This window comes from Butyrivibrio sp. (genome assembly GCF_017940685.1).
Classification (GTDB): Bacteria; Bacillota; Clostridia; order Lachnospirales; family Lachnospiraceae; genus Butyrivibrio.
On record NZ_JAGAYD010000163.1, the window covers coordinates 1 to 19,577 of the forward strand.

Sequence of the window (19,577 nt, forward strand, 5' to 3'; positions counted from 1 at the left end):
AGCTACACGGCTCATAGGATCCTGTGCCATGCAGGCATCAAGGATTGCGTCAGAAATGTTGTCGCAGATCTTGTCGGGATGTCCCTCTGTTACTGACTCTGATGTGAAAATAAACTTATCCATTTTGTTTCCTTTCTGTGTTCGAAGACACTGCGCGAAATAAGGCAGACTCGAAATCGCTTCGCGATTCCTCGTTCGCATAGCTCGGCGTATATCAAGAATAATTCATTTGCATGAATGCATGAATCATTCTTGATGCACGCCTCTGCCTTATTGCGCAAAAAATCCGCTTGTTGCGTGCACAAACAAGCGGAACTGATTGACTCTCAGATCCTCTTATTGCTCGTTGTGTCATAGCTTTGTGCTATGCAGTTGCACGCTCAGGTTGGCACCTTCCTGACTGATCAAGGGGTTGCCGTGGCTTCATAGGTCCTATGTACCTCCACCACTCTGAATAAGAGAACAGTTACAATATACCATTCAGACACAATATCTCATGTCCGTTCTATGATGATACATTATGTCGCCAATAAAAGCAATAGGGCAATTGATTATTTTTATCTTTTTTGATATAGTCGTTATCGACGTTCTGTCATTTCTTTTTTACTACTGCATTTCGCAGAATTTTATCACTTAGAAATATCTTTTAACAGAAAGGAAAATAGTAATTGGATCAAATTGAATATTATTTGGAGCGCAAGAAATTGCTGGAGGACGAGATTGCAAAGTTTGAAGAGGAGCTTAAGGCCATGCCTGAAGGAACGATCATCTACAACCGTACAATCAAAAATGGAAAAGCTTATTTTTCCTGGTACAAACAAATAGAAAAGTCCGGAACGAGGACGCGCACATCACTATCAAGGAAAAATCACCTTGAAGAAGCCAGCAATTTAGCAAGAAAGAAGTTCATCAAATCGCTTCTCGATGATAAATACAATGAATTACAGTGCGTTAATTATTTCTTATGTCACCGAAAAGCTGAAAAATACACAGCTTTACTAGATGATAATTCTCCATATCATGAGCTTTTATGTAGCAATGATTTTAAAGGAAAAGAGTGGGAGTACCTTGAATATAACAAAAGTACTGATTACCCAAAGCATCTGATAATTCCTGCCCCAAAGGGTGATCTTGTCCGCTCAAAGTCTGAAGCCATGATTGCTCAGGTTCTCTTTTCGCATCAGATTCCATATAGGTATGAAGAAATACACGATATTGATGGGCATTCGATCGCCACTGACTTCACTGTTCTTCACCCCAAGACTAAAGAGATAAAGCTATGGGAGCACTTAGGGTTATCTGACAAGACAAACTACCAGCAGACGATAGAGTTTAAAATGATACACTATTTGAGGGCCGGCTATCTACCAGGGCATGATCTCATTTTGACATTTGAGGATAAGGCCCGTCCCTTTAGTTATCTAGATGCAGAAGAAGTCGTCAAGAAGTATTTTCTTTAAATTCTATGGCGATTTGCAATCTTCCACTATCCATACGGAATATCCACTTTCATCAAGCTTGGTTTTGAATTTTTTCTATGGTGATTTTCATTTATTAATATTTAATACGGAAAAAGACTTTGCTATAGGTACCAATAGTTTTGATTTTCTGTTAAACAAACAAAAAGTACATCATCACCATAGAATCATCTATCAATAATGCCTGCTTAAAACTATTTTAGATCATCCATTCTTGCTGCAGATGTAATCCCAGCTACAGTCGCCGCAAATCTCTTTGCGCTTTCCGCTATCTATCACATGCTTTTTAACTAGCATTAAAAACTCCTTGTAGGAAATTTCTGATCCATCCTCAAGTCCGCAAGCCTTAAGAACTTCACTGTCATACCTTTGCACCTTGTCTTCAGTGGTGCAGGTTCCAGATTCATTATTAGGACAATTCTTGCAGACCACGTCGGTGCTGCATGTAAGAGTGATCGGTTGGTCTGGCTTTTCTTCACACTTCCTTATAACCCGTCCCATGTGGTCGGTAAAATCTTCACTGTATCCCTTGCCTTCATAGAACTGAAAACACATTCCATGATGGGGCCTTAAGCAAATACTCATAACTATTATCTTCCTGTCACTTTCATTTTTCTTCCTGTTCGTAGAGTGTCGCGAAATCTTCAAGGCGCTCTCTGATATTTATGTGCTGGGGACAGTTATTTTCACAGAGACCGCACTTGACGCACTCGGAAGCCTTCCCATGATTCATGGAGAATCGCTCATAATACATGTTGGATTTCTTGCCGGTAACTGCGTGCATGTTGTAAAGGCCAAAGTACTCAGGAATGTTGATGTTCTTTGGGCAAACCTCAAGGCAGTAGTGGCAGCTGGTGCACTGGATGGTCCCGGCGCTGCCTAGAATTTCAGTAATCTCATCAACAAGTTTATATTCATCCTCTGAAAGTGGCTTAAAATCCTGCATGTAGGTTGTGTTGTTGTCGAGCTGGTTAATATCGCTCATACCGCTTAGTACTACCTGCACATCATTGAGGGACGCGGCATATCTGATGGCAAGGGATGCTGGGGTCAGGGCGTCGTCGCCAAAAGAGCTATAGAAAGAATTAAACTTTTCCATGGCTGCTTCAGGAAGATTTGCCAAAGTGCCGCCTTTAATGGGCTCCATTACCATGATTTTTTTGCCGTGCTTTTTGGCAATTTCATAGCAGGCTCCTGACTGGATCGCGATGCTATCCCAGTCAAGATAGTTTATCTGCAGCTGTACAAAGTCAACCTCCGGATGGTCGGTCAGGATCTTGTCAAGAGTCTGTGCATCATCATGGAAGGAAAAACCGATGTTCTTTACATAGCCTTCTCTCTTGAGTTTTTCTATAAAAGGAAATCCACCGCACTTCTCAGTATTTACGTATCTGTCTCTGCCGAGGTTGTGAAGGAGGTAATAGTCGAAATATTCTACTCCACAGCGTTTTAATTGTTCGTCAAAAAAGACCTGGTAGTCCTCGGATTTAGTAACCCTAAGAATTGGCATTTTATCAGCAAGAACAAAGCTATCTCTTGGAAATCTCTTTACGACAGCTTCTCGTACTGCTTCCTCGGAGTGTTCCTGGTGATATGGATAAGCGGTATCAAAATATGTGAATCCACGTCCCATGAACACATCTGCCATTTTCTTGAACTGCGGGATGTCAATTGACGCCGCATCATCAGGGTTAAGCAGAGGTAATCTCATTGTTCCAAAGCCAAGTTTTTTCATAAGATCTCCTATTTGAAAGAATACAGGTCGTTAACAGTTTATGTTTATTTTGCCATAGCCCTAATGGTATTTTCTATGGCTTTTTTGAAGTACAGCAAAAAATAACAGAAAGTCTGCTCAATTTGGTGTTAAATCATCATTTTTCTATGGCGATTAATCCCATTTCTTTGCATTAGCCATAGAAAATCAACCTCAATACAGTGTCTTGCTAGTACACTTTCCGTAAAAAGCGAGCATAATCAAGATTTCGCCATATAACAAACAATCAAATAACACAAAATGTATAATACGATAACCCTTAATAAAATACACCCATGCAGCACGCTGCATGGGTGAAAACTTGATCAGTCATTAGCGTTACCCCTAAAGATAACGATACCCTTTTTCTTAAACTTCTTTGGAGCCTCGTTCCCAGCGGCATCGCCTGCTGGAGCTGGACGCTTTGCTGCACCTGCATCCACGGCAGGCTTAGCTGCTCCGGTGGAACCTGCACTTGCTGCCGTACCTGCTGCCTTCTTAACTGCAGGCTTCTTGGTTACTCCACTTGCCTCAGCAACCTGCTGAACTACGGAAGTCTTCTTGGGAGCAACTTTCTTTTCTGGAGCGCTAGCTGCCTTAGGCGCTGGTCTCTGAGCTGCCTTGGCTGCTGCCTCTGCTGCCACCTTGGCTGGATCTCCAAGCTTCATTGTAAGGGAAATTCTCTTTTTATCAAGCTCAACATCAAGAACCTGAACATCAACAATATCGCCAACGCTGACAGCTTCAAGAGGATGCTTGATGAACTTGTCTGTTATATGTGAGATGTGAACCAGTCCATCCTGGTGAACACCTATATCTACGAAACAGCCAAAGTCGATTACGTTTCTGACTGTGCCCTTTAAGATCATGCCAGGCTTTAAGTCCTTCATATCAAGAACGTCGCTTCTAAGGATAGGAGCAGGCATGTTCTCACGAGGATCTCTAGATGGTTTCTCAAGCTCTGAGAGAATATCAGTAAGAGTGATCTCACCAATTCCAAGCTCCTCTGAAAGTTTCTTTTTCTCAGCCTCTGTTACCTTCTTGGAAAGGCTTCCTGCAGCACCAGCGCCAGCACTTGCTCCAGCGCCATTTCCTGCACCAGCAGCGCCGTTACCAGCGCCGTTACCGCCTTTGCCACGGCAATTGTCAGCACCATCATCCACAACTGCAAGATCTGATCCTGCAAGGGCTGCTGCTAGAGCTGCTCCCATTGCAGTACTTGTATTTCTGATAACTACCTGCTTGGGCTTCTTGACAGGCTTTGGTCTGTCACTGCCCTCGCTCTTTGGCTTCTCTAAAGCAGCCTTGGCAGCATTCTTCTGAGCGGCTCTTACATCATCGAAAGTTATGCCAAGCTTGTCCATGAGCTTAAGTGTAGCTTCGTAGGACTCAGGGTGAACGCTGGTTGCATCAAGAGGATTTTCGCCGTCAGCGATCCTGAGGAACCCTGCGCACTGCTCATAGGCCTTAGGTCCAAGCTTAGGAACGTTAAGGAGCTCTGCGCGGCTCTTGAACTTACCGTTCTCTTCCCTGTAATCAACAATATTTTTTGCAATAACCTTGCTGATACCTGAAATATACTGAAGAAGTGGTGCTGACGCTGTGTTAAGGTCAACACCGACCTTGTTAACACAGTCCTCGACTACACCCTCAAGGGTTTCGCCAAGCTTCTTCTGGTTCATGTCGTGCTGATACTGACCAACACCGATTGACTTGGGATCGATCTTAACAAGCTCTGCAAGAGGATCCTGAAGTCTTCTTGCAATCGAAGCAGCTGACCTCTGTCCAACATCGAACTGAGGGAACTCCTCTGTTGCAAGCTTACTTGCTGAATATACGGAAGCACCAGCCTCGTTTACGATGACGTACTGAACGGGTCTGTCCAGCTCTTTTATCAGCTCAACGATAACCTGCTCTGACTCACGTGAAGCTGTACCATTACCAACAGAGATAAGATCTACATTGTATTTATCGATGAGCTTTTTAAGCTCAACCTTGGACTCTTCAACCTTGTTCTGAGGAGCAGTAGGATAGATGACCTTAGTATCAAGGACCTTACCTGTTGCATCAACAACGGCAAGCTTGCATCCGGTCCTGAAAGCAGGGTCCCATCCAAGAACAGTCTTACCTGCAATTGGAGGCGCCATAAGGAGCTGGGTTAAGTTCTTGCCAAATACAGAGATAGCGCCGTCTTCAGCCTTCTCTGTAAGCTCATTTCTGATATCTCTTTCGATAGCAGGAGCAATAAGCCTGTCGTAGGCATCCTCGTTGATCTCCTCGATCACAGGAGTTGTGATTGGGTTGTCGCTTTTGAGCATCTTCTTATTGAGGTACTGAAGAATCTGCTCCTTGGGCGCTTCAATCTTAACCACAAGGAACTTCTCAGCCTCGCCCCTGTTAAGGGCCAGAACTCTGTGTCCAAGGACCTTCTCGATAGGCTCTTCGTAGTCGTAATACATCTCATAAACTGACTGCGCCTTCTCATCCTTGGCCTTACTTGTAAGAAGACCATGCTCCATGGTTGCTTCTCTTATATATGTACGGAAATCTGCATTGTCTGAAACATCCTCAGCGATGATGTCCATGGCTCCCTGAAGAGCCTCTGCAGCGTCACTTACACCTTTTTCTTCGTCGATGAAGGCTGCTGCCTCCTCCTGAAGGGGCCTACTTGTCTCCTGAGCAAGAAGGATCTGTGAAAGTGGCTCAAGTCCCTTCTCCCTTGCAATTGAAGCCCTTGTCTTTCTCTTTGGCCTGTATGGAAGATAAAGATCCTCGATAGCTACCATAGTCTCTGCAGCCACGATCTTAGCACGCAGTTCGTCAGTCATCTTGCCCTGTTCTTCAATTGAAGCAAGAACTGCTTCTCTTCTCTCCTCAAGGCTTCTAAGGTACTTAAGTCTCTCATCCAGGTTACGGAGCTGCTCGTCATTTAAAGAGCCAGTGACCTCTTTTCTATACCTGGAAATAAAAGGGATAGTGTTGCCCTCGTCAATGAGCTTGATGGCCGCCTCAACCTGCCATTTCTCAACCTTAAGTTCCTCTTTGATCTTTAAAACAATATCCATACAAAAACCTCTCCAAAAACACCTATTACTATGTACTGCTCATTAAACTGGCAAAAAAATTACCTTAATTTTCTATAAACAGTCACACACTCTCAATATTATACCAATGCATATGCCCCATTTTCAAGCCTTGCAACACTTCCCCGTCTTTCGCCAAAAGCTCTTTTCCCAACCCGCCACAAGCCCCCGCAAACATTGAAAAACAGCCATAAATATAGTAAAATCTGTAGTAAGAATGAGGAATTGAGGAAAAGTTTTGATGGGTGAAAACGAAAACGGCGATTATTACTACAACAACTATAACTATAATCGCGCCCACAATGAGCTGGATCAGCATGTGAAGCTTGCAGGTACTGCTCTTGTGCTGGGTCTTATTTCCATCCCCCTTTGTTTTGTACTAAACTTCGGGGTTGTCCTTGGAGGCGTTGCGATCATCATGGCCATCCTGAGCAAAGGTACCATGGAAAGGCTCCTGCCTCAGGCGAAAAAAGCCATTCTCTACGGGACACTTGGAATAGTTATAGGTTATGGTGTTTTCGCATATGATGTTTACAAGGTTTTCACTGACCCGCAATTGCGAGCTCAGCTGAACACAATGTCAGAGCAGATGAACGGTGTCAGCTTTGACGAAATGCTTGAGGAACTTGGTGTCACAATAGACAACTGACCAAGCCCCTTGCATGAAAAGAGGTGCCTATGAGTATTATTGGTGCAATTGCAAACGGAGCAGTAAGTAGCGGATACACAGCATATCAGGGCGCATACGGCGCTGGCATGACAGGTACAGGAACGGCCCATGAGGCAGAAGGCGCCAAGGCCATTCTCAATCCAGGCGAGTCCACCAAGGCCAATCCTGGCAAAAGAGTTTCTCCCGCCGAGTGCGAGACCTGCAAGAACCGCAAGTATCAGGACGGCTCCGATGAAATGGTTTCTTTCAAATCAGCACAGCACATCGACCCCAGAGCCGCAGCAGCAAGAGTTCGCGGCCATGAGGCAGAGCACGTAAGTAACGCCTACAAGGACGCTGCCCAGAACAACGGTAAGGTCCTTCAGGCTTCAGTTTCAATCAAGACCGCAGTGTGCCCGGAATGCGGACGCACCTACGTCGCCGGCGGCGAAACAGCCACCAAGATACAATACAGCAATGAGGATAATCCTTATACCAAGGCGAAAAAAGCCATGAACAAGCAGGGGCTTTTGGGTGCAAACGTTGACCTCGCCGGATAAGGTGGGGAGCATTTATTTCAATGAACACTTACAAGACCACTACGCAGCTTAAGGGCATTGCAAAAGAGAAGTCTCTGGGACGGTATGGTACCCTCATAGGTGCCAACCTTCTCATCCTTGCCATTCAGATCCTGGCAATGACCATCACTACAGTATCAAGTGGTGGCAGCATCATCCTTATCGTGATCAACAGCTTAATATCCATTATTGTCAGCATCCTTTTAGGACTCCTTATGTCCGGCAAGGCTTATCTTTATATGAACCTTTTGTACTCCCAGAACGTGGCCACATCAGATGTCTTTTACGGTCTTCGCCAGAACTCACAAAAGGCCGTTATCATCCAGGCAGTCTTTGTCCTTGTGGACTTTGTTGTTTCACTTCCTTCCCAGATTTTCCTGATCATGTACACTCGCAGCCAGACGCCGGATCTCATGGCACTTGTGCTTGTGTCCTGGGCAATTGGGCTTTTCATCGATATCTTCGTATACCTGGTTTACTCCCAGGCATTTTTCCTTTTACATGATTTTCCTGACCGCTCGGCAAAAGAGCTGCTGGCCACCAGCAGGCGTCTCATGAGAGGCAACAAGTTCAGACTCTTTTACCTGAATGTCTCTTTTATCCCCCTGTACATCCTTGGAGCGATCGCACTGTTTGTGCCCATTCTCTGGGTCAGCGTTTACAGATATGCCACCACCTGCGCCTTCTATCAGGATCTCATTTCCTGCGCAGGCGACACACAAGTTGTGGACTAATTTTTTAGCGAGGTTTTGATTGATATGGACCTGATTGATGCAATTAAGAGTATCGACAAGCCCCACGAGGACGACGTTTTAAACAGGCTCTACACCCCCTGGGGAGAGAGCCTTAATCCTGACAACGTATTAAAGGAATATCCCCGTCCTCAGTTCGTAAGGGACAGCTACATAAACCTTAACGGACACTGGGACTACAGCATCATTTCAAAGCCTGCGGATTTCGATAACGATTCCCTGAACGCAACTTTTTCTGATGAGATTCCCGCCGAGATGGACGGGCTTATTCTTGTGCCTTTTTCTCCGGAAGCTATGCTCTCTGGCGTTGAGAGACGCCTTAATCCTGAAGATTTCCTTTGGTACAAAAGAGATATCCCTGCTTTAAATAGAACAACGGATGCCTCCAGATTTCTTCTTCACTTTGGTGCAGTAGATCAGGTGGCAGACGTATATGTCAACGGCAGGCTTGTGGGCTCCCACAGCGGAGGCTACCTTCCCTTTACTTTTGATATTACAGATTTTTTGAATTACGACGATGGCAAAAGAGCTTTCGAAGGCAACACGCTTTCACTCCGAGTAACAGACTCAAGCGACTCCAGCTACCACTCAAGGGGAAAGCAGACGCTGCACCGGGGCGGAATGTATTACACCTGTCAGAGCGGTATCTGGCAGACTGTGTGGATTGAGGAAGTTCCAGAAACCTATATAAGACAGCTTCGCATCACCCCAGGCAGTGACCTTAAGAGTCTTTCCATCATTGTTTCAACCAACAAGCCATCAACTGTGACAGTGAAGTTCCCTGGTCACGAGATGGTGAAATCACCAGATGATAGCGTTCCTCAGGAAGCAGAGCTTTTAGTCGACAGCTCTTTTTCCTCAGATACATACCCTTTAGACAGCGATCTGGCAGAGCATCATCCAAGCTACTACCACTTCGAGTTCACCATCGACGAGCCCCATCTGTGGAGCCCGGAAGATCCATACCTTTATCCTCTCCACATAACCTGCGGCGAAGATCACGTTCAGTCCTACTTTGCCATGAGGTTCTACTCAGTGGACATGGATAAGGACGGTATTTACAGGTTCTGCTTAAACCATGAGCCATACTTTTTGATGGGTGTCCTTGACCAGGGCTACTGGCCAGACGGCCTTTACACCGCCCCATCAGACGAGGCACTGATGTTTGATATCAAAGAGATGAAGCGCCTCGGCTTTAACATGATGCGCAAGCACATCAAGGTTGAGTCCGCAAGGTGGTACTACCACTGCGACCGCCTTGGTATGATAGTTTGGCAGGACATGGTAAGCGGCGGCTCATCTTACGCCAAGCCCGTTGTGTCATACCTGCCCACTCTTTTCCCAAAGGTATTTGGCAGAATGTCCGACGGACCTTCCCACTACAAGACCTTCTCCCGCGGAAGCGCGGAAGGTCGCAGCGAGTGGCTAAGGGAGATGCAGAACACCATCCACTATCTCTACAACGTGCCCAGCATCGCCACCTGGTGCCTCTTCAACGAGGGCTGGGGACAGTTCAACGCGGCAGGTGCCACTATTTTGGCAAAAGAGCTTGATCCTACCCGTCCAATAGACCAGGCCAGCGGCTGGTTTGACGAGGGCAGCGGACACTTCAGGAGCGTCCACAACTACTTCCGACCTCTTACCGTTGAGGTAAACAGCAACAACCGCGCCTTCGTGATCTCAGAGTACGGCGGCCTCGCCTGCCACGTCGACGGTCACAGCAGCGTGGACCGCATTTACGGCTATAAAAAATACGACACCTTAGACGAACTAGGTGTCGCATACTACAATCTCATAAATGGTGATATGAAGCCCCTGATCGCCAAGGGCTTATCCGGCGCCGTCTACACTCAGGTCAGCGACGTGGAAGAAGAGGTCAACGGACTTATGACCTACGATCGCAGGATTACTAAGATCAATCCCGATATCGTGAAATAAAACAGAACCGCCCCGTATCTTATTTAGTAGGTTTCTACCTGTCCGCTAAAGATTCTCTTGAGTTTGTTCTTGACGGAGATGTACGCAGGGATAAGGAAGGCGTCTGCCAGTATCCAGGCGATGGGGCTGGCAAAGCATATTGCAGGGAATCCAAAGATAGGAACAAGGACTACTGCAACAAGGGTTCTTCCGATCATCTCCATGACTCCAGCAAGAACTGCGAACATAGAAAAGCCCATGCCCTGGATAAGGAATCTTACGATATTTACAAGGGCCAGCGGGATGTAGAAGGCCGCGTTGATAGTAAGGTACAGGTGGGCATTATCCAGGCAGGCAGTGTCTCCTGAATCCAGGAAGATCATTGCAAAGGTTCTGCCAAAGAAATATAGGACAATAAATGCTGCAATGGCGTAGCCACATCCAAGTTTTACTGCAGCGACAAGGCCCTGCTGAAGGTGCTCGATCTTTTTTGCACCGACGTTCTGTCCGCCGTAGGTGGCCATGGTTGAACCCAGGGCGTCAAATGGTATGCAGAAGAACATGCCCACCTTCTGGGCTGTGGTAACGGCTGCTGCCGCGTCTGTTCCAAGACTGTTTATTGCGATCTGCAATATGACACTTCCAATTGCTGTAATTGAATACTGAAGTCCCATTGGCACACCCATGTTCATAAGGATGTGGAAGTGAGAACGGTCAAGCTCCCAGTCTTCTTTCTGAAGGTGCAAAAGCTCAATCTTTTTCACAATAAACACAAGGCACATGATACCGGATATCAGCTGTGATATGACTGTTGCCAGAGCTGCTCCAGTGATACCCATGTGGAATGGGATGATAAAAAGAAGATCCAGTCCGATGTTGATGATAGATGCGATTATAAGGAACTGCACCGGATGCTTGCTGTCTCCCAGAGCCCTGATGATACCTGACAAAAGGTTGTACATATAAGTTACAGGAATACCAAGGAAAATCACGATTATGTACTTGTAAGCATACTCAAATACGTCAGCTGGAGTATTCATTGCTGTAAGGATCTGCCTGCAGAACAGGCTCACAAAGAAAGTCATCACTGCAGCAAAGATGCAGCACAGGATGATGGCATGGGAAACGAACTTTCTCATGCTCTTATAGTCCCTTGCTCCAAATCTCTGGGCTACAGGTATTGCAAAGCCGTTGCAGACGCCCATACAAAATCCCATGATCAGGAAGTTGATGGCACCGGTAGTACCCACGCCTGTGTAGGCCTCTTTTCCAATAAACCAGGAAACTATGGCTGTATCAATGATGTTGTACATCTGTTGAAAAAGCATTCCCCAGAACAGCGAAAGGGCAAATCCCAAAATAAGGGACATTGGATTTCCTACAGTTAAGTCTTTGATAGTTGAAGATTTCTTCATAATATTCCAATCTTTCTTCCAAAAAGCCTGTAATTGCGGTAAAATAGCTATATCTACCAAATCTAAATAAACGGAAGGCAGGCAAAATGGAAAACGTAAAAGCAGTAGTTTCTCTTGGCCATGAGGCGCTTGGAGTAACTACCAATGAACAGATGAACGCCACTAAAATCACTGCCAGAGCTCTGGCAGACCTGATCGAGGCTGGTTACCAGCTTATCATCACTCACAGCAATGGTCCACAGGTCAGCATGATTCACAAGGCCATGACAGAGCTCCACAGAATATACATCGATTACACTGCAGCTCCTATGTGCGTATGCAGCGCCATGAGCCAGGGTTACGTCGGATACGACATCCAGAACTCTTTAAAAACTGAGCTCACAAGCAGAGGTATATCTACCCCTGTAAGTACTATTTTAACACAGGTTACTGTAGACCCATACGATGAGGCTTTCTATGCGCCAACCAAGGCCATCGGAAGAAACATGTCCAAGGAAGATGCTGATAACGAGGTCAAAAAAGGTAACTTCGTAAAGGAAGAGCCTGGTAAAGGCTATCGCAGGATCATCGCAGCTCCCAAGCCCATCGACATCGTAGAGATTGATGCCATAAGAGCCCTTGTGGATGCAGGTCAGGAAGTCATCGCCTGTGGCGGCGGCGGAATCCCTGTTATCGAGCAGGGCCACGTCCTTAAAGGAGCTTCTGCTGTCATCGAAAAAGATGCCATCGCAGGTAAGCTTGCTGCAGATCTTAAATCCGATAGGCTTATTATCTTAACATCAGTTCCTTACGTTTACAAGAACTTTGAAACTCCAGAGGAGGAACCAATCCTTAAGATGACTGTGGCTGAGGCCCGTAAATACATCACTGAGGGCGAGTTTGGTGAAGTTGATATGCTTCCCAAGATTGAGGCTGCCATCGAGTTCCTAGAGAGCAACCACGAAGGCTCAGTTCTCATTACCTCCATCAGCTCAGTTGCTGATGCGCTTAAGGGCAAGGCAGGAACCTTCATCACCTACGCATAACCAAACAAACAGACCAGTTGACTCCTCAACTGGTCCTATTTTTTGCCTTAAACACTTGTTGCTGCTTCTGTATTAAACTTAGGTAATTTGGGAACACTGTCGCCTCTTATCTCAATAAGTGGTGAAGCCTTTCCCTCTATGTAATCCCTTGTGATGGTCACCTTGCCGATGTTCTCATCCTTGGGGATCTCATACATGATATCCAGCATAAACTCCTCGATGATAGCACGAAGAGCTCTTGCTCCGGTATCTTTTTCCATAGCCTTTTCTGCAATGGCCTCAAGAGCTGAATCGTCAAATTCAAGGTCCACCTCATCAAGAGCAAGGAGCTTTTGATACTGTTTTAAAATAGCATTCTTAGGCTCTTTAAGTATCTTTATCAGCATCTCTTTTGTCAGAGCCTGAAGTGTACAGATGATAGGAAGTCTTCCTAAAAACTCAGGAATCATTCCAAACTTCTTAAGGTCTTCTATGGTGACGTTGGTCAAAAGATTTGGGTCGTCCTCATACTTGTCCTTAAGATCTGCGTCAAATCCGATGGAAGTCTGCTTGTTGAGCCTCTGGGTAATGATCTCCTCAAGATCCGGGAAAGCTCCGCCGCAGATAAAGAGAATGTTCCTGGTGTTAACTGTAGCCAGAGGAACCATGGCGTTTTTGCTGCCTGCGCCTACTGGAACTTCTACATTTGAACCCTCAAGGAGCTTGAGCATTCCCTGCTGAACGGATTCTCCACTGACATCCCTTGAAGTTGTATTTTTCTTTTTGGCGATCTTGTCTATCTCGTCGATAAAGATAATACCGTGTTCTGTCTTTTCGACATCGTTGCCTGCTGCCGCAAGGAGCTTACTTACTACGCTCTCAATGTCATCGCCGATGTAGCCGGCCTCTGTAAGAGAGGTTGCATCTGCAATCGCAAGAGGCACATCAAGAAGTCTTGCCAGTGTCTTAACCAGATAAGTCTTGCCGCTACCTGTTGGTCCAAGGAGCAGGATGTTTGACTTCTCGATCTCAATCTCATCCATGGTATCTGTTGCCACTCTTTTGTAGTGGTTGTAAACCGCAACAGACATGACCTTCTTGGCCTGATCCTGACCGATCACATACTCATCGAGCTTGGCCTTGATCTTGTGAGGAGCAGGAATGTTCTTGATATCAAAAGCCGGTTTTTCAGGCTTCTCACTCTTTTTCTTGATCTTCTGGGAGTTGGGGATGCCACCCATGTTCATGCCCCCATCGCCCTTCATGCCATCCATGTTAAAGAACCCAAAGTTAGGGAATCCTCCGTTATGCTTGTTGAGCTCATTCATAAGGTTTGGATTGTTTAACAGGTTCTGGTAGTCAAACTGGCTAACAGCGTCCATGGTCTTGTGCATGCAGTCATCGCAGATGCAGATATTGTTTGGAAGATGGAACATCTTGCCAGCCTTGCTCTCAGGGCGTCTGCACACAAAGCACACATCCTCGTAGTCATCACGGCGTGCACTGCTGATGTTGGGGTTATCGTTTTCCTTGCCCTTGCCAGCGCTGTCGCCGCTACCTGTACTGTCGCTTCCTGCGCTGTCGCTGCTGCCTGTACTGTCGCTGCCTGCGCTATCGCTATTGCCTGAACCTGCACTGCCTCTGGTCTCTTCACTTCTCTGTTTTATATCTACGGACTCATCGTCAGTAACTTCGCGAAAGTCCATATCGTCATTTCTGTTATCTGTCATATAAGTACTCCATTCATTGTCTGTGAATACCACACCACTTGCAGAATATTATATTTTAAAAATTCATTGCATACAAGTTAATTCTTTATAAACTTGAGCGACGCGGCGACAAGACAGGGGGACGGTTCTGTTGTCTTATTTTATCAAGATAAAACAAGACAACAGAACCGTCCCCCTGTCTTATCCCCGTGGCTCCCCAATCACTTCTTCACATACGTTATAAAGTGATTACCATTCTCCTCAAACAGCTTCTCACTGTCGTTCATTCCGTACTTGTATACCTGTCCATTTACAGGGTTCATCAGCACTGTGTTCTGTTCATTAAATCCAATCAGCAACACGCTAGTTCCATCATTGAGCATCACCAGTACAGGAAGATCCTGATTCACATAATAGAGCATAGCCTGCATAGGGCATCCATCAAGGTCCAGGATCTGAGCCTCAGGGAGCGAACTTTTAAGAATACTTGTAACGCTCTCTCCGCCTTCCCTAAGGGCCTCAACATTTCTGTTTACTCCCTCAAATCTCAGCATCAGGTCAAGGCACACAACTGTAGGATCAAGGGTTGTTATGTCCTCGTAGCTCTCTGCTGTTCTTGTTATAGACATGATCTGGTTGGAGCGAAGAAGATTACCCTTAAACCAGATATAGTCGTTGTCATCTCCCACAACCACACCTGGCCTGTCATAGGCTGCCGACACTGCATCTGCGGGATCTGTATAGATCGAAACTTCACCGTCAAGGCCATACACGTAATAGAAAGGCTTTTCTTTTACATCCCTGTTTATCTCAGGAACGATATTCCTGGTGCCCTCAAACAGTGTCTGATTAGGAGTAAGAACTCTGAGCTGCTTGGACTTGATGTCATTCTTGGTGGTGATCTGAACGATCTTTTCAAACACATCAACAGACAGCACGGATAATGTGTTGCTGCCAGCCTCAGCCTTTAAGGTGCTGATTATCTGATCGTCGTAGGTAGCAACAAAGCTGCCGCTCTCCTCGTCCTTCACAACTCTGGTGAGCCTCAGCTGATTGCCATTTATGGTAACCCCTGTAACAAACACGCCGTCTGGATGGTAGTTCTCCAGTGTGTTTCCATCAAGGTCAACGATCTTTATGTTGTACATGGCGTAGATCGGATTACCGATCTTGTCTATTCCCACGTCGTAGGAATGGCAAAGGCCATAAACCAGGTCCTCACCCATGAATCCCAAAAGGATTATGTTATCGCCATTTTCAGCCTTGATATCGGACTTGGCCTTGTTGTTAAGGTTCATAAGGCTAAGGCTCTTTAGATCACTCTGCCATGCAATAGTGCTCTCTGACTCCGAAATCTTGTACTGTCCGGCTCCAATATTGTCAACAACGGAGCTTGCAGACTTGCCCGCAAGGTCCACTGCATAAATGTCCTGATCCAGCATTGCGTAAAAGATATCACTGCTGCTGAGGTAGGCTATTGATCCAACGTAGCTTCGAAGGATCTCAGCTGACTGCTTGCTCTCAACAAAAGCCATCTCTTCCACCGCATTGATGGCTGTGTTGTAATCGTAAACTCCAATTCCCACGCAGCCCTCATGAATACCGCGGTTCATATATCCAGCCACAGCAAACCTGACATTTCCTGCTTCATCAACCTTCAGGATCTTCACAGCGTGATTGTCCCATCTGGTCCTTAGGTCATCGTTATCAACGTCATAAAATCCAAAGAGGTAAGCCAGTTTGTTTTCTGAACCATTAAACATAAAGAGCCTGTTTTCGCTGACAAAGGCAAAGGCGCTTCCACCGCTGCTTTCCACCAGCTGCAACTCAGGATCAGAAATACCAAGGGCTATGTTGTTGGTGCCAAGAGAGTAAGAGGTTGAATCAAAAATATAATTCATGGTCCTCTCAAAATTCAGAAGATAGAGCCTGTCCGTGGTGTATCTTACGCGGTAGTTTTCCGTGACATTGTAAAGCCTTGACACAGTCCCGTCTTTTACAGTAACCCTGTACCTTAATTTATAGCTGCCAGTCTGTCCGTGAAGATCCGTCACATAGACTGAAGGTTCTGTGTGCTTTGTGATATTCATATCGCCCCAGGTCACCTGGTTAAAGCTGCTGTGGATGTTCACCTTGTTAAAAGTGGTGTTATCCCCTTCAGAATTGGACTCCAGATATCTGGTATATTCCTGCATCTGCTCCTTGTTGAAGGTGGCCTCAGAAAACTTAAGGACAAAATCCAGTTCATCGTTCATGTGGTATTTGCTGTCATCCTCGGTCCACACAAACCTTGTATAGTATCTGGCTCTGCCAATCTCAGTATCCATCAGCATTACCAGCATATATTCTGTATTTCCTGTTATAAGATCTTTTAGCTGAAAAGAGCCTTCGATGTAGTCACTGTTTTCGCGGTAGTCCGTGATCTCAGTGTTCTCTACAAGACTTGAACCATTGATATTCCTGACTTCAAAAGCAATGTTCCAGACTTTGTTTCCAAAGGTGTTGATGCGATAGGAGACTTCTCTGCTGGCTCCCACAGGCATGATAGTCCCACGAAGGTAGTTAAGGTCCACCTCGCTGATGTATCCGTGAAGGGGGTTTACCTCTTTTCCCTCAGATACAAGGCTTACAATGGGAAGTGTTGCCTTGGCCATGGGCGCAGACATGTCTGCATTGTCGCCACCTGAAAATCTGCCCACAATGAAAAGAGCTAAAACCAGCACCACAACAAAATATATTGACTTGAATATTGTTAGTCTAATTGATTTATCTCGCATAATTGACTTTCAATTCTCACAAGAGTATTATTTTTCTATGAATAGTCTAACTTTATTTCGTAAACGCTTCATACCGGATGAATGCGTCGAATTAAAAGACGATGTCATTCTTAAACGCACCGATACCATGATTGTGACCAAATGGAAAACCATTCGCGATCGGTGTGATCTTTCAAGCGGTTATTCCTGCTACTATCTCGATAGAGGCTACAAAATAAGCAAGTTCATTAAAAGTGATGGGTCGCTCCTTTGTTGGTACTGCGACATCATTACCTGTGAATTTGATGCCGAAAAGAACTCGCTCCTTGTGATCGATCTTCTGGCAGATGTTAAGATCTATCCAGATGGCAAGATCCGCGTTGTTGACCTGGACGAACTGTCCGAGGCCTTTGAAAAGCGCCTCATTGATGAGACTCTTCTTAAAAAGAGCCTGCTCTCCCTGAACAGGCTCCTTAATGAAATCTATTCAGATGGTATTGAGCCGCTGGCTGCTCCCATTGAGGAGCTTATTGCTGCCGGCCAAAATAGCTGATCAATTCTAACGCCCACATCCATCAGTAGAATACGTGTCCACCAATGTTGATACCAGATAACCCTGGTACCGGCGTTCTGAAGTATACGCAGTTTCCTACGTTTGAATATCCCTTCATGGCTTCATCTGCTGCCTGATAACATGAGGATGTTGCCTGGTCATTGGCAAGAGCCAGGGCAAGTCGCCCGCTTCCTACCGGAGAAAACTGTTTGTTCTGGTAAATAACTCCCACAACTGTATCTGGATAAACAGAGCTTAAAACTCTGTTGATAACTACTGCTCCTACTGCAACCTTGCCCTCGTAGGGTTCTGACCCTGCCTCGCAGTATATGAGGTTTGCAAGTAGTGCCCTGTCTCCTTCTGCAAAAGAGACTTCTGAAATATTACGCCAGGTTGATGACTTGGCAAGCTTGGACAGCCTCATCTCTTCTGCCAGTTTGGCTTCAAGATTCTTGATATCAGCTTCCTGGGCCTTGATCTGATCTTCCAGTGCCTTGGCCTTAGCCTCAGCATCTGAAATGTCATTGGCATACTGCTTGATAGAACCTGATGTCTGATTTACAAGACCTGAAACCCTGCTCTGCTCCGCCTGTTCCTTGACCTTGTACTCTTCAAGCTGGTCTTTTTCTTCTTCAAGAGTAGCCTCTTTTTCCTCGATGTACTGGCGGGTTTGCATGTATTCGTTGAACATCCTGCGGTCATAGGCTGCAAGCTGCTCGAAATACCCCTTCTGGTTAAGGAAATTGGCAAAGCTTCCTGTAGAGCCAAAAAGCGTTCCAATAAGGAGATTGTCCTGCTTCTCATACATGAACTGTATGCGCTTTTTCATGGAGGCGTACTGCTCTTCCTCCTTGGCCCTTGCTGCATCCAGCTCCATCAGGGTATTCTCGATATCTGTTTCCTTGTCATCTATCTGTTCTTCTAGCTGCTCTATATTGCTGGAAACCTCGCTGAGCTGGGTGTTAAGGTTATTGAGCTGCCCCTGGAGAGAGCTCTTTTCCTCATTCATCTCAGCAATATCGTCCTTGGTGCCCTCAAGTTCGCTCTGGGACTGCTGCTTGGCCTTCTTGGCTTCCTCAAGCTGCTTCTTGGTGGTTTCTGTGGCATAGACTGTATCGCTCACAGACCCGGAAAGCAAAACGGCTGTCAGCATGCAGACTATAGCCCTCTTTACAAAAGACACTATGAAGTTGTCTGCTCTGCCTGATACTATGCCGTTTTTCATATCTTATAATGTTATCTTGATATTCCTTCCACTTGGCTGGTACTGATAGTACCTGACTCCCGCTGCATCGAACATCCTCTTTGACGCTCTTGTTGCAGGTGAGCCTGAGTATTTGTCGCTGTCGTAAACGACAGTCCTTATGCCTGACTGTATGATAGCCTTGGCACATTCATTACATGGGAAAAGAGATACATAGAGCTTGGCGCCAACCAGGCTCCCGCCTCTATAATTAAGGATAGCATTGAGTTCGCTGTGAGTTACAAAAGGGTACTTGGTAGTAAGTTCATCGTCTCCTTCTCTCTCCCAGGGAAAATCATCATCTGAACACCCCTTGGGAAATCCGTTGTAGCCCATGGAGAGAATGTTGTTATCTTCACTGACAATACAGCTTCCTACCTGGGTATTGGGATCCTTGGACCTCATGGCCGCAAGCTTGGCAACTCCCATAAAGTACTCATCCCAGGAAATGTATCCATCTCTTTTCATATGTGGCCCCCTTTACTTGGTTCCGAAAATCCTGTCTCCTGCATCCCCAAGACCAGGAACAATGTATCCATGTTCATTGAGTTTCTCGTCGAGAGCGCCCACATAAATATCTACGTCAGGGTGAGCCTCCTGCATAGCCTTAAGTCCCTCAGGAGCTGCGATGATGCACATGAAGTGGATCTTTTTGCAGCCTCTGTCCTTGAGCATCTGGATAGCTGC

At 45.9% G+C, this 19,577-nt stretch carries 17 protein-coding genes and 1 riboswitch; of the genes, 7 read left to right on the forward strand and 10 right to left on the reverse strand.

Annotated features, from left to right (window positions below; all coding sequences use genetic code 11):
- Positions 1-123, reverse strand: a 123-nt coding sequence (locus J6I68_RS10530) for an S-adenosylmethionine synthetase N-terminal domain-containing protein (protein WP_292220211.1), incomplete at its 3' end; no start/stop codon positions are given.
- 210 nt (positions 124-333) lie between these two features.
- A riboswitch (SAM riboswitch) is annotated at positions 334-461 on the reverse strand.
- Positions 462-668: 207 nt separating this feature from the next.
- On the opposite strand from J6I68_RS10530, the gene J6I68_RS10535 reads away from it, so the two are divergent.
- Positions 669-1,460 carry a hypothetical protein gene (locus tag J6I68_RS10535; protein WP_292220186.1) on the forward strand — a complete coding sequence of 264 codons (792 nt, stop codon included), beginning with the start codon at positions 669-671 and terminating at the stop codon, positions 1,458-1,460.
- Between the two features lie 222 nt (positions 1,461-1,682).
- Here J6I68_RS10535 and J6I68_RS10540 read toward each other — a convergent pair whose 3' ends face one another.
- The 3 genes from J6I68_RS10540 to J6I68_RS10550 all read right to left on the reverse strand — a co-directional run bounded on the left by J6I68_RS10540 (position 1,683) and on the right by J6I68_RS10550 (position 6,296).
- A complete protein-coding gene (locus tag J6I68_RS10540) occupies positions 1,683-2,063 on the reverse strand; it encodes a DUF1284 domain-containing protein (protein WP_292220188.1) in 381 nt (126 codons plus the stop codon).
- 22 nt (positions 2,064-2,085) lie between these two features.
- Complete coding sequence (locus tag J6I68_RS10545; RefSeq protein WP_292220189.1) at positions 2,086-3,213, reverse strand: aldo/keto reductase; 1,128 nt, start codon at positions 3,211-3,213, stop codon at positions 2,086-2,088.
- A 344-nt stretch (positions 3,214-3,557) separates the two neighbouring features.
- Positions 3,558-6,296 carry a Tex family protein gene (locus J6I68_RS10550; protein WP_292220190.1) on the reverse strand — a complete coding sequence of 913 codons (2,739 nt, stop codon included), beginning with the start codon at positions 6,294-6,296 and terminating at the stop codon, positions 3,558-3,560.
- Positions 6,297-6,555: 259 nt separating this feature from the next.
- Here J6I68_RS10550 and J6I68_RS10555 point away from each other — a divergent pair, with 259 nt between their 5' ends.
- From J6I68_RS10555 to J6I68_RS10570, 4 genes are read left to right on the forward strand one after another with little or no spacing between them, the layout of a single operon-like run.
- The gene (locus J6I68_RS10555) at positions 6,556-6,963 is read left to right on the forward strand and encodes a hypothetical protein (protein ID WP_292220192.1); all 408 of its coding nucleotides are present in this window, start codon (positions 6,556-6,558) and stop codon (positions 6,961-6,963) included.
- 29 nt (positions 6,964-6,992) lie between these two features.
- Positions 6,993-7,523, forward strand: a complete 531-nt coding sequence (locus J6I68_RS10560; RefSeq protein WP_292220193.1) for a hypothetical protein — start codon at positions 6,993-6,995, stop codon at positions 7,521-7,523.
- A 20-nt stretch (positions 7,524-7,543) separates the two neighbouring features.
- The gene (locus J6I68_RS10565) at positions 7,544-8,275 is read left to right on the forward strand and encodes a DUF975 family protein (protein ID WP_292220195.1); all 732 of its coding nucleotides are present in this window, start codon (positions 7,544-7,546) and stop codon (positions 8,273-8,275) included.
- Positions 8,276-8,299: 24 nt separating this feature from the next.
- Positions 8,300-10,231: a glycoside hydrolase family 2 protein gene (locus tag J6I68_RS10570; RefSeq protein ID WP_292220197.1), complete on the forward strand. Its 1,932-nt coding sequence runs from the start codon at positions 8,300-8,302 to the stop codon at positions 10,229-10,231.
- A gap of 23 nt (positions 10,232-10,254) precedes the next feature.
- Here J6I68_RS10570 and J6I68_RS10575 read toward each other — a convergent pair whose 3' ends face one another.
- Positions 10,255-11,625 (reverse strand): MATE family efflux transporter, encoded by a 1,371-nt coding sequence (locus J6I68_RS10575; RefSeq protein WP_292220199.1) that lies wholly within the window; start codon positions 11,623-11,625, stop codon positions 10,255-10,257.
- A gap of 86 nt (positions 11,626-11,711) precedes the next feature.
- Between J6I68_RS10575 and arcC the strand changes: the two genes are divergently transcribed.
- On the forward strand, positions 11,712-12,650 hold the full coding sequence (arcC, locus tag J6I68_RS10580; RefSeq protein WP_292220201.1) for a carbamate kinase: 939 nt from the start codon (positions 11,712-11,714) through the stop codon (positions 12,648-12,650).
- Between the two features lie 47 nt (positions 12,651-12,697).
- Here the strand turns inward: arcC and clpX are convergent, their stop codons facing one another.
- Complete coding sequence (gene clpX / locus J6I68_RS10585) at positions 12,698-14,359, reverse strand: ATP-dependent Clp protease ATP-binding subunit ClpX (protein ID WP_292220202.1); 1,662 nt, start codon at positions 14,357-14,359, stop codon at positions 12,698-12,700.
- A 200-nt stretch (positions 14,360-14,559) separates the two neighbouring features.
- The gene (locus J6I68_RS10590) at positions 14,560-17,115 is read right to left on the reverse strand and encodes a hypothetical protein (RefSeq protein ID WP_292220204.1); all 2,556 of its coding nucleotides are present in this window, start codon (positions 17,113-17,115) and stop codon (positions 14,560-14,562) included.
- A gap of 37 nt (positions 17,116-17,152) precedes the next feature.
- On the opposite strand from J6I68_RS10590, the gene J6I68_RS10595 reads away from it, so the two are divergent.
- The gene (locus J6I68_RS10595; RefSeq protein WP_292220206.1) at positions 17,153-17,647 is read left to right on the forward strand and encodes a DUF402 domain-containing protein; all 495 of its coding nucleotides are present in this window, start codon (positions 17,153-17,155) and stop codon (positions 17,645-17,647) included.
- Positions 17,648-17,669: 22 nt separating this feature from the next.
- Here J6I68_RS10595 and J6I68_RS10600 read toward each other — a convergent pair whose 3' ends face one another.
- The 3 genes from J6I68_RS10600 to J6I68_RS10610 form a co-directional block, all read right to left on the reverse strand.
- Complete coding sequence (locus J6I68_RS10600; protein WP_292220207.1) at positions 17,670-18,872, reverse strand: cell wall hydrolase; 1,203 nt, start codon at positions 18,870-18,872, stop codon at positions 17,670-17,672.
- 3 nt (positions 18,873-18,875) lie between these two features.
- Positions 18,876-19,358: a deoxycytidylate deaminase gene (locus J6I68_RS10605; protein ID WP_292220208.1), complete on the reverse strand. Its 483-nt coding sequence runs from the start codon at positions 19,356-19,358 to the stop codon at positions 18,876-18,878.
- Between the two features lie 12 nt (positions 19,359-19,370).
- The coding region (locus tag J6I68_RS10610) for a uracil phosphoribosyltransferase (protein WP_292220210.1) at positions 19,371-19,577 on the reverse strand (207 nt) is incomplete at its 5' end.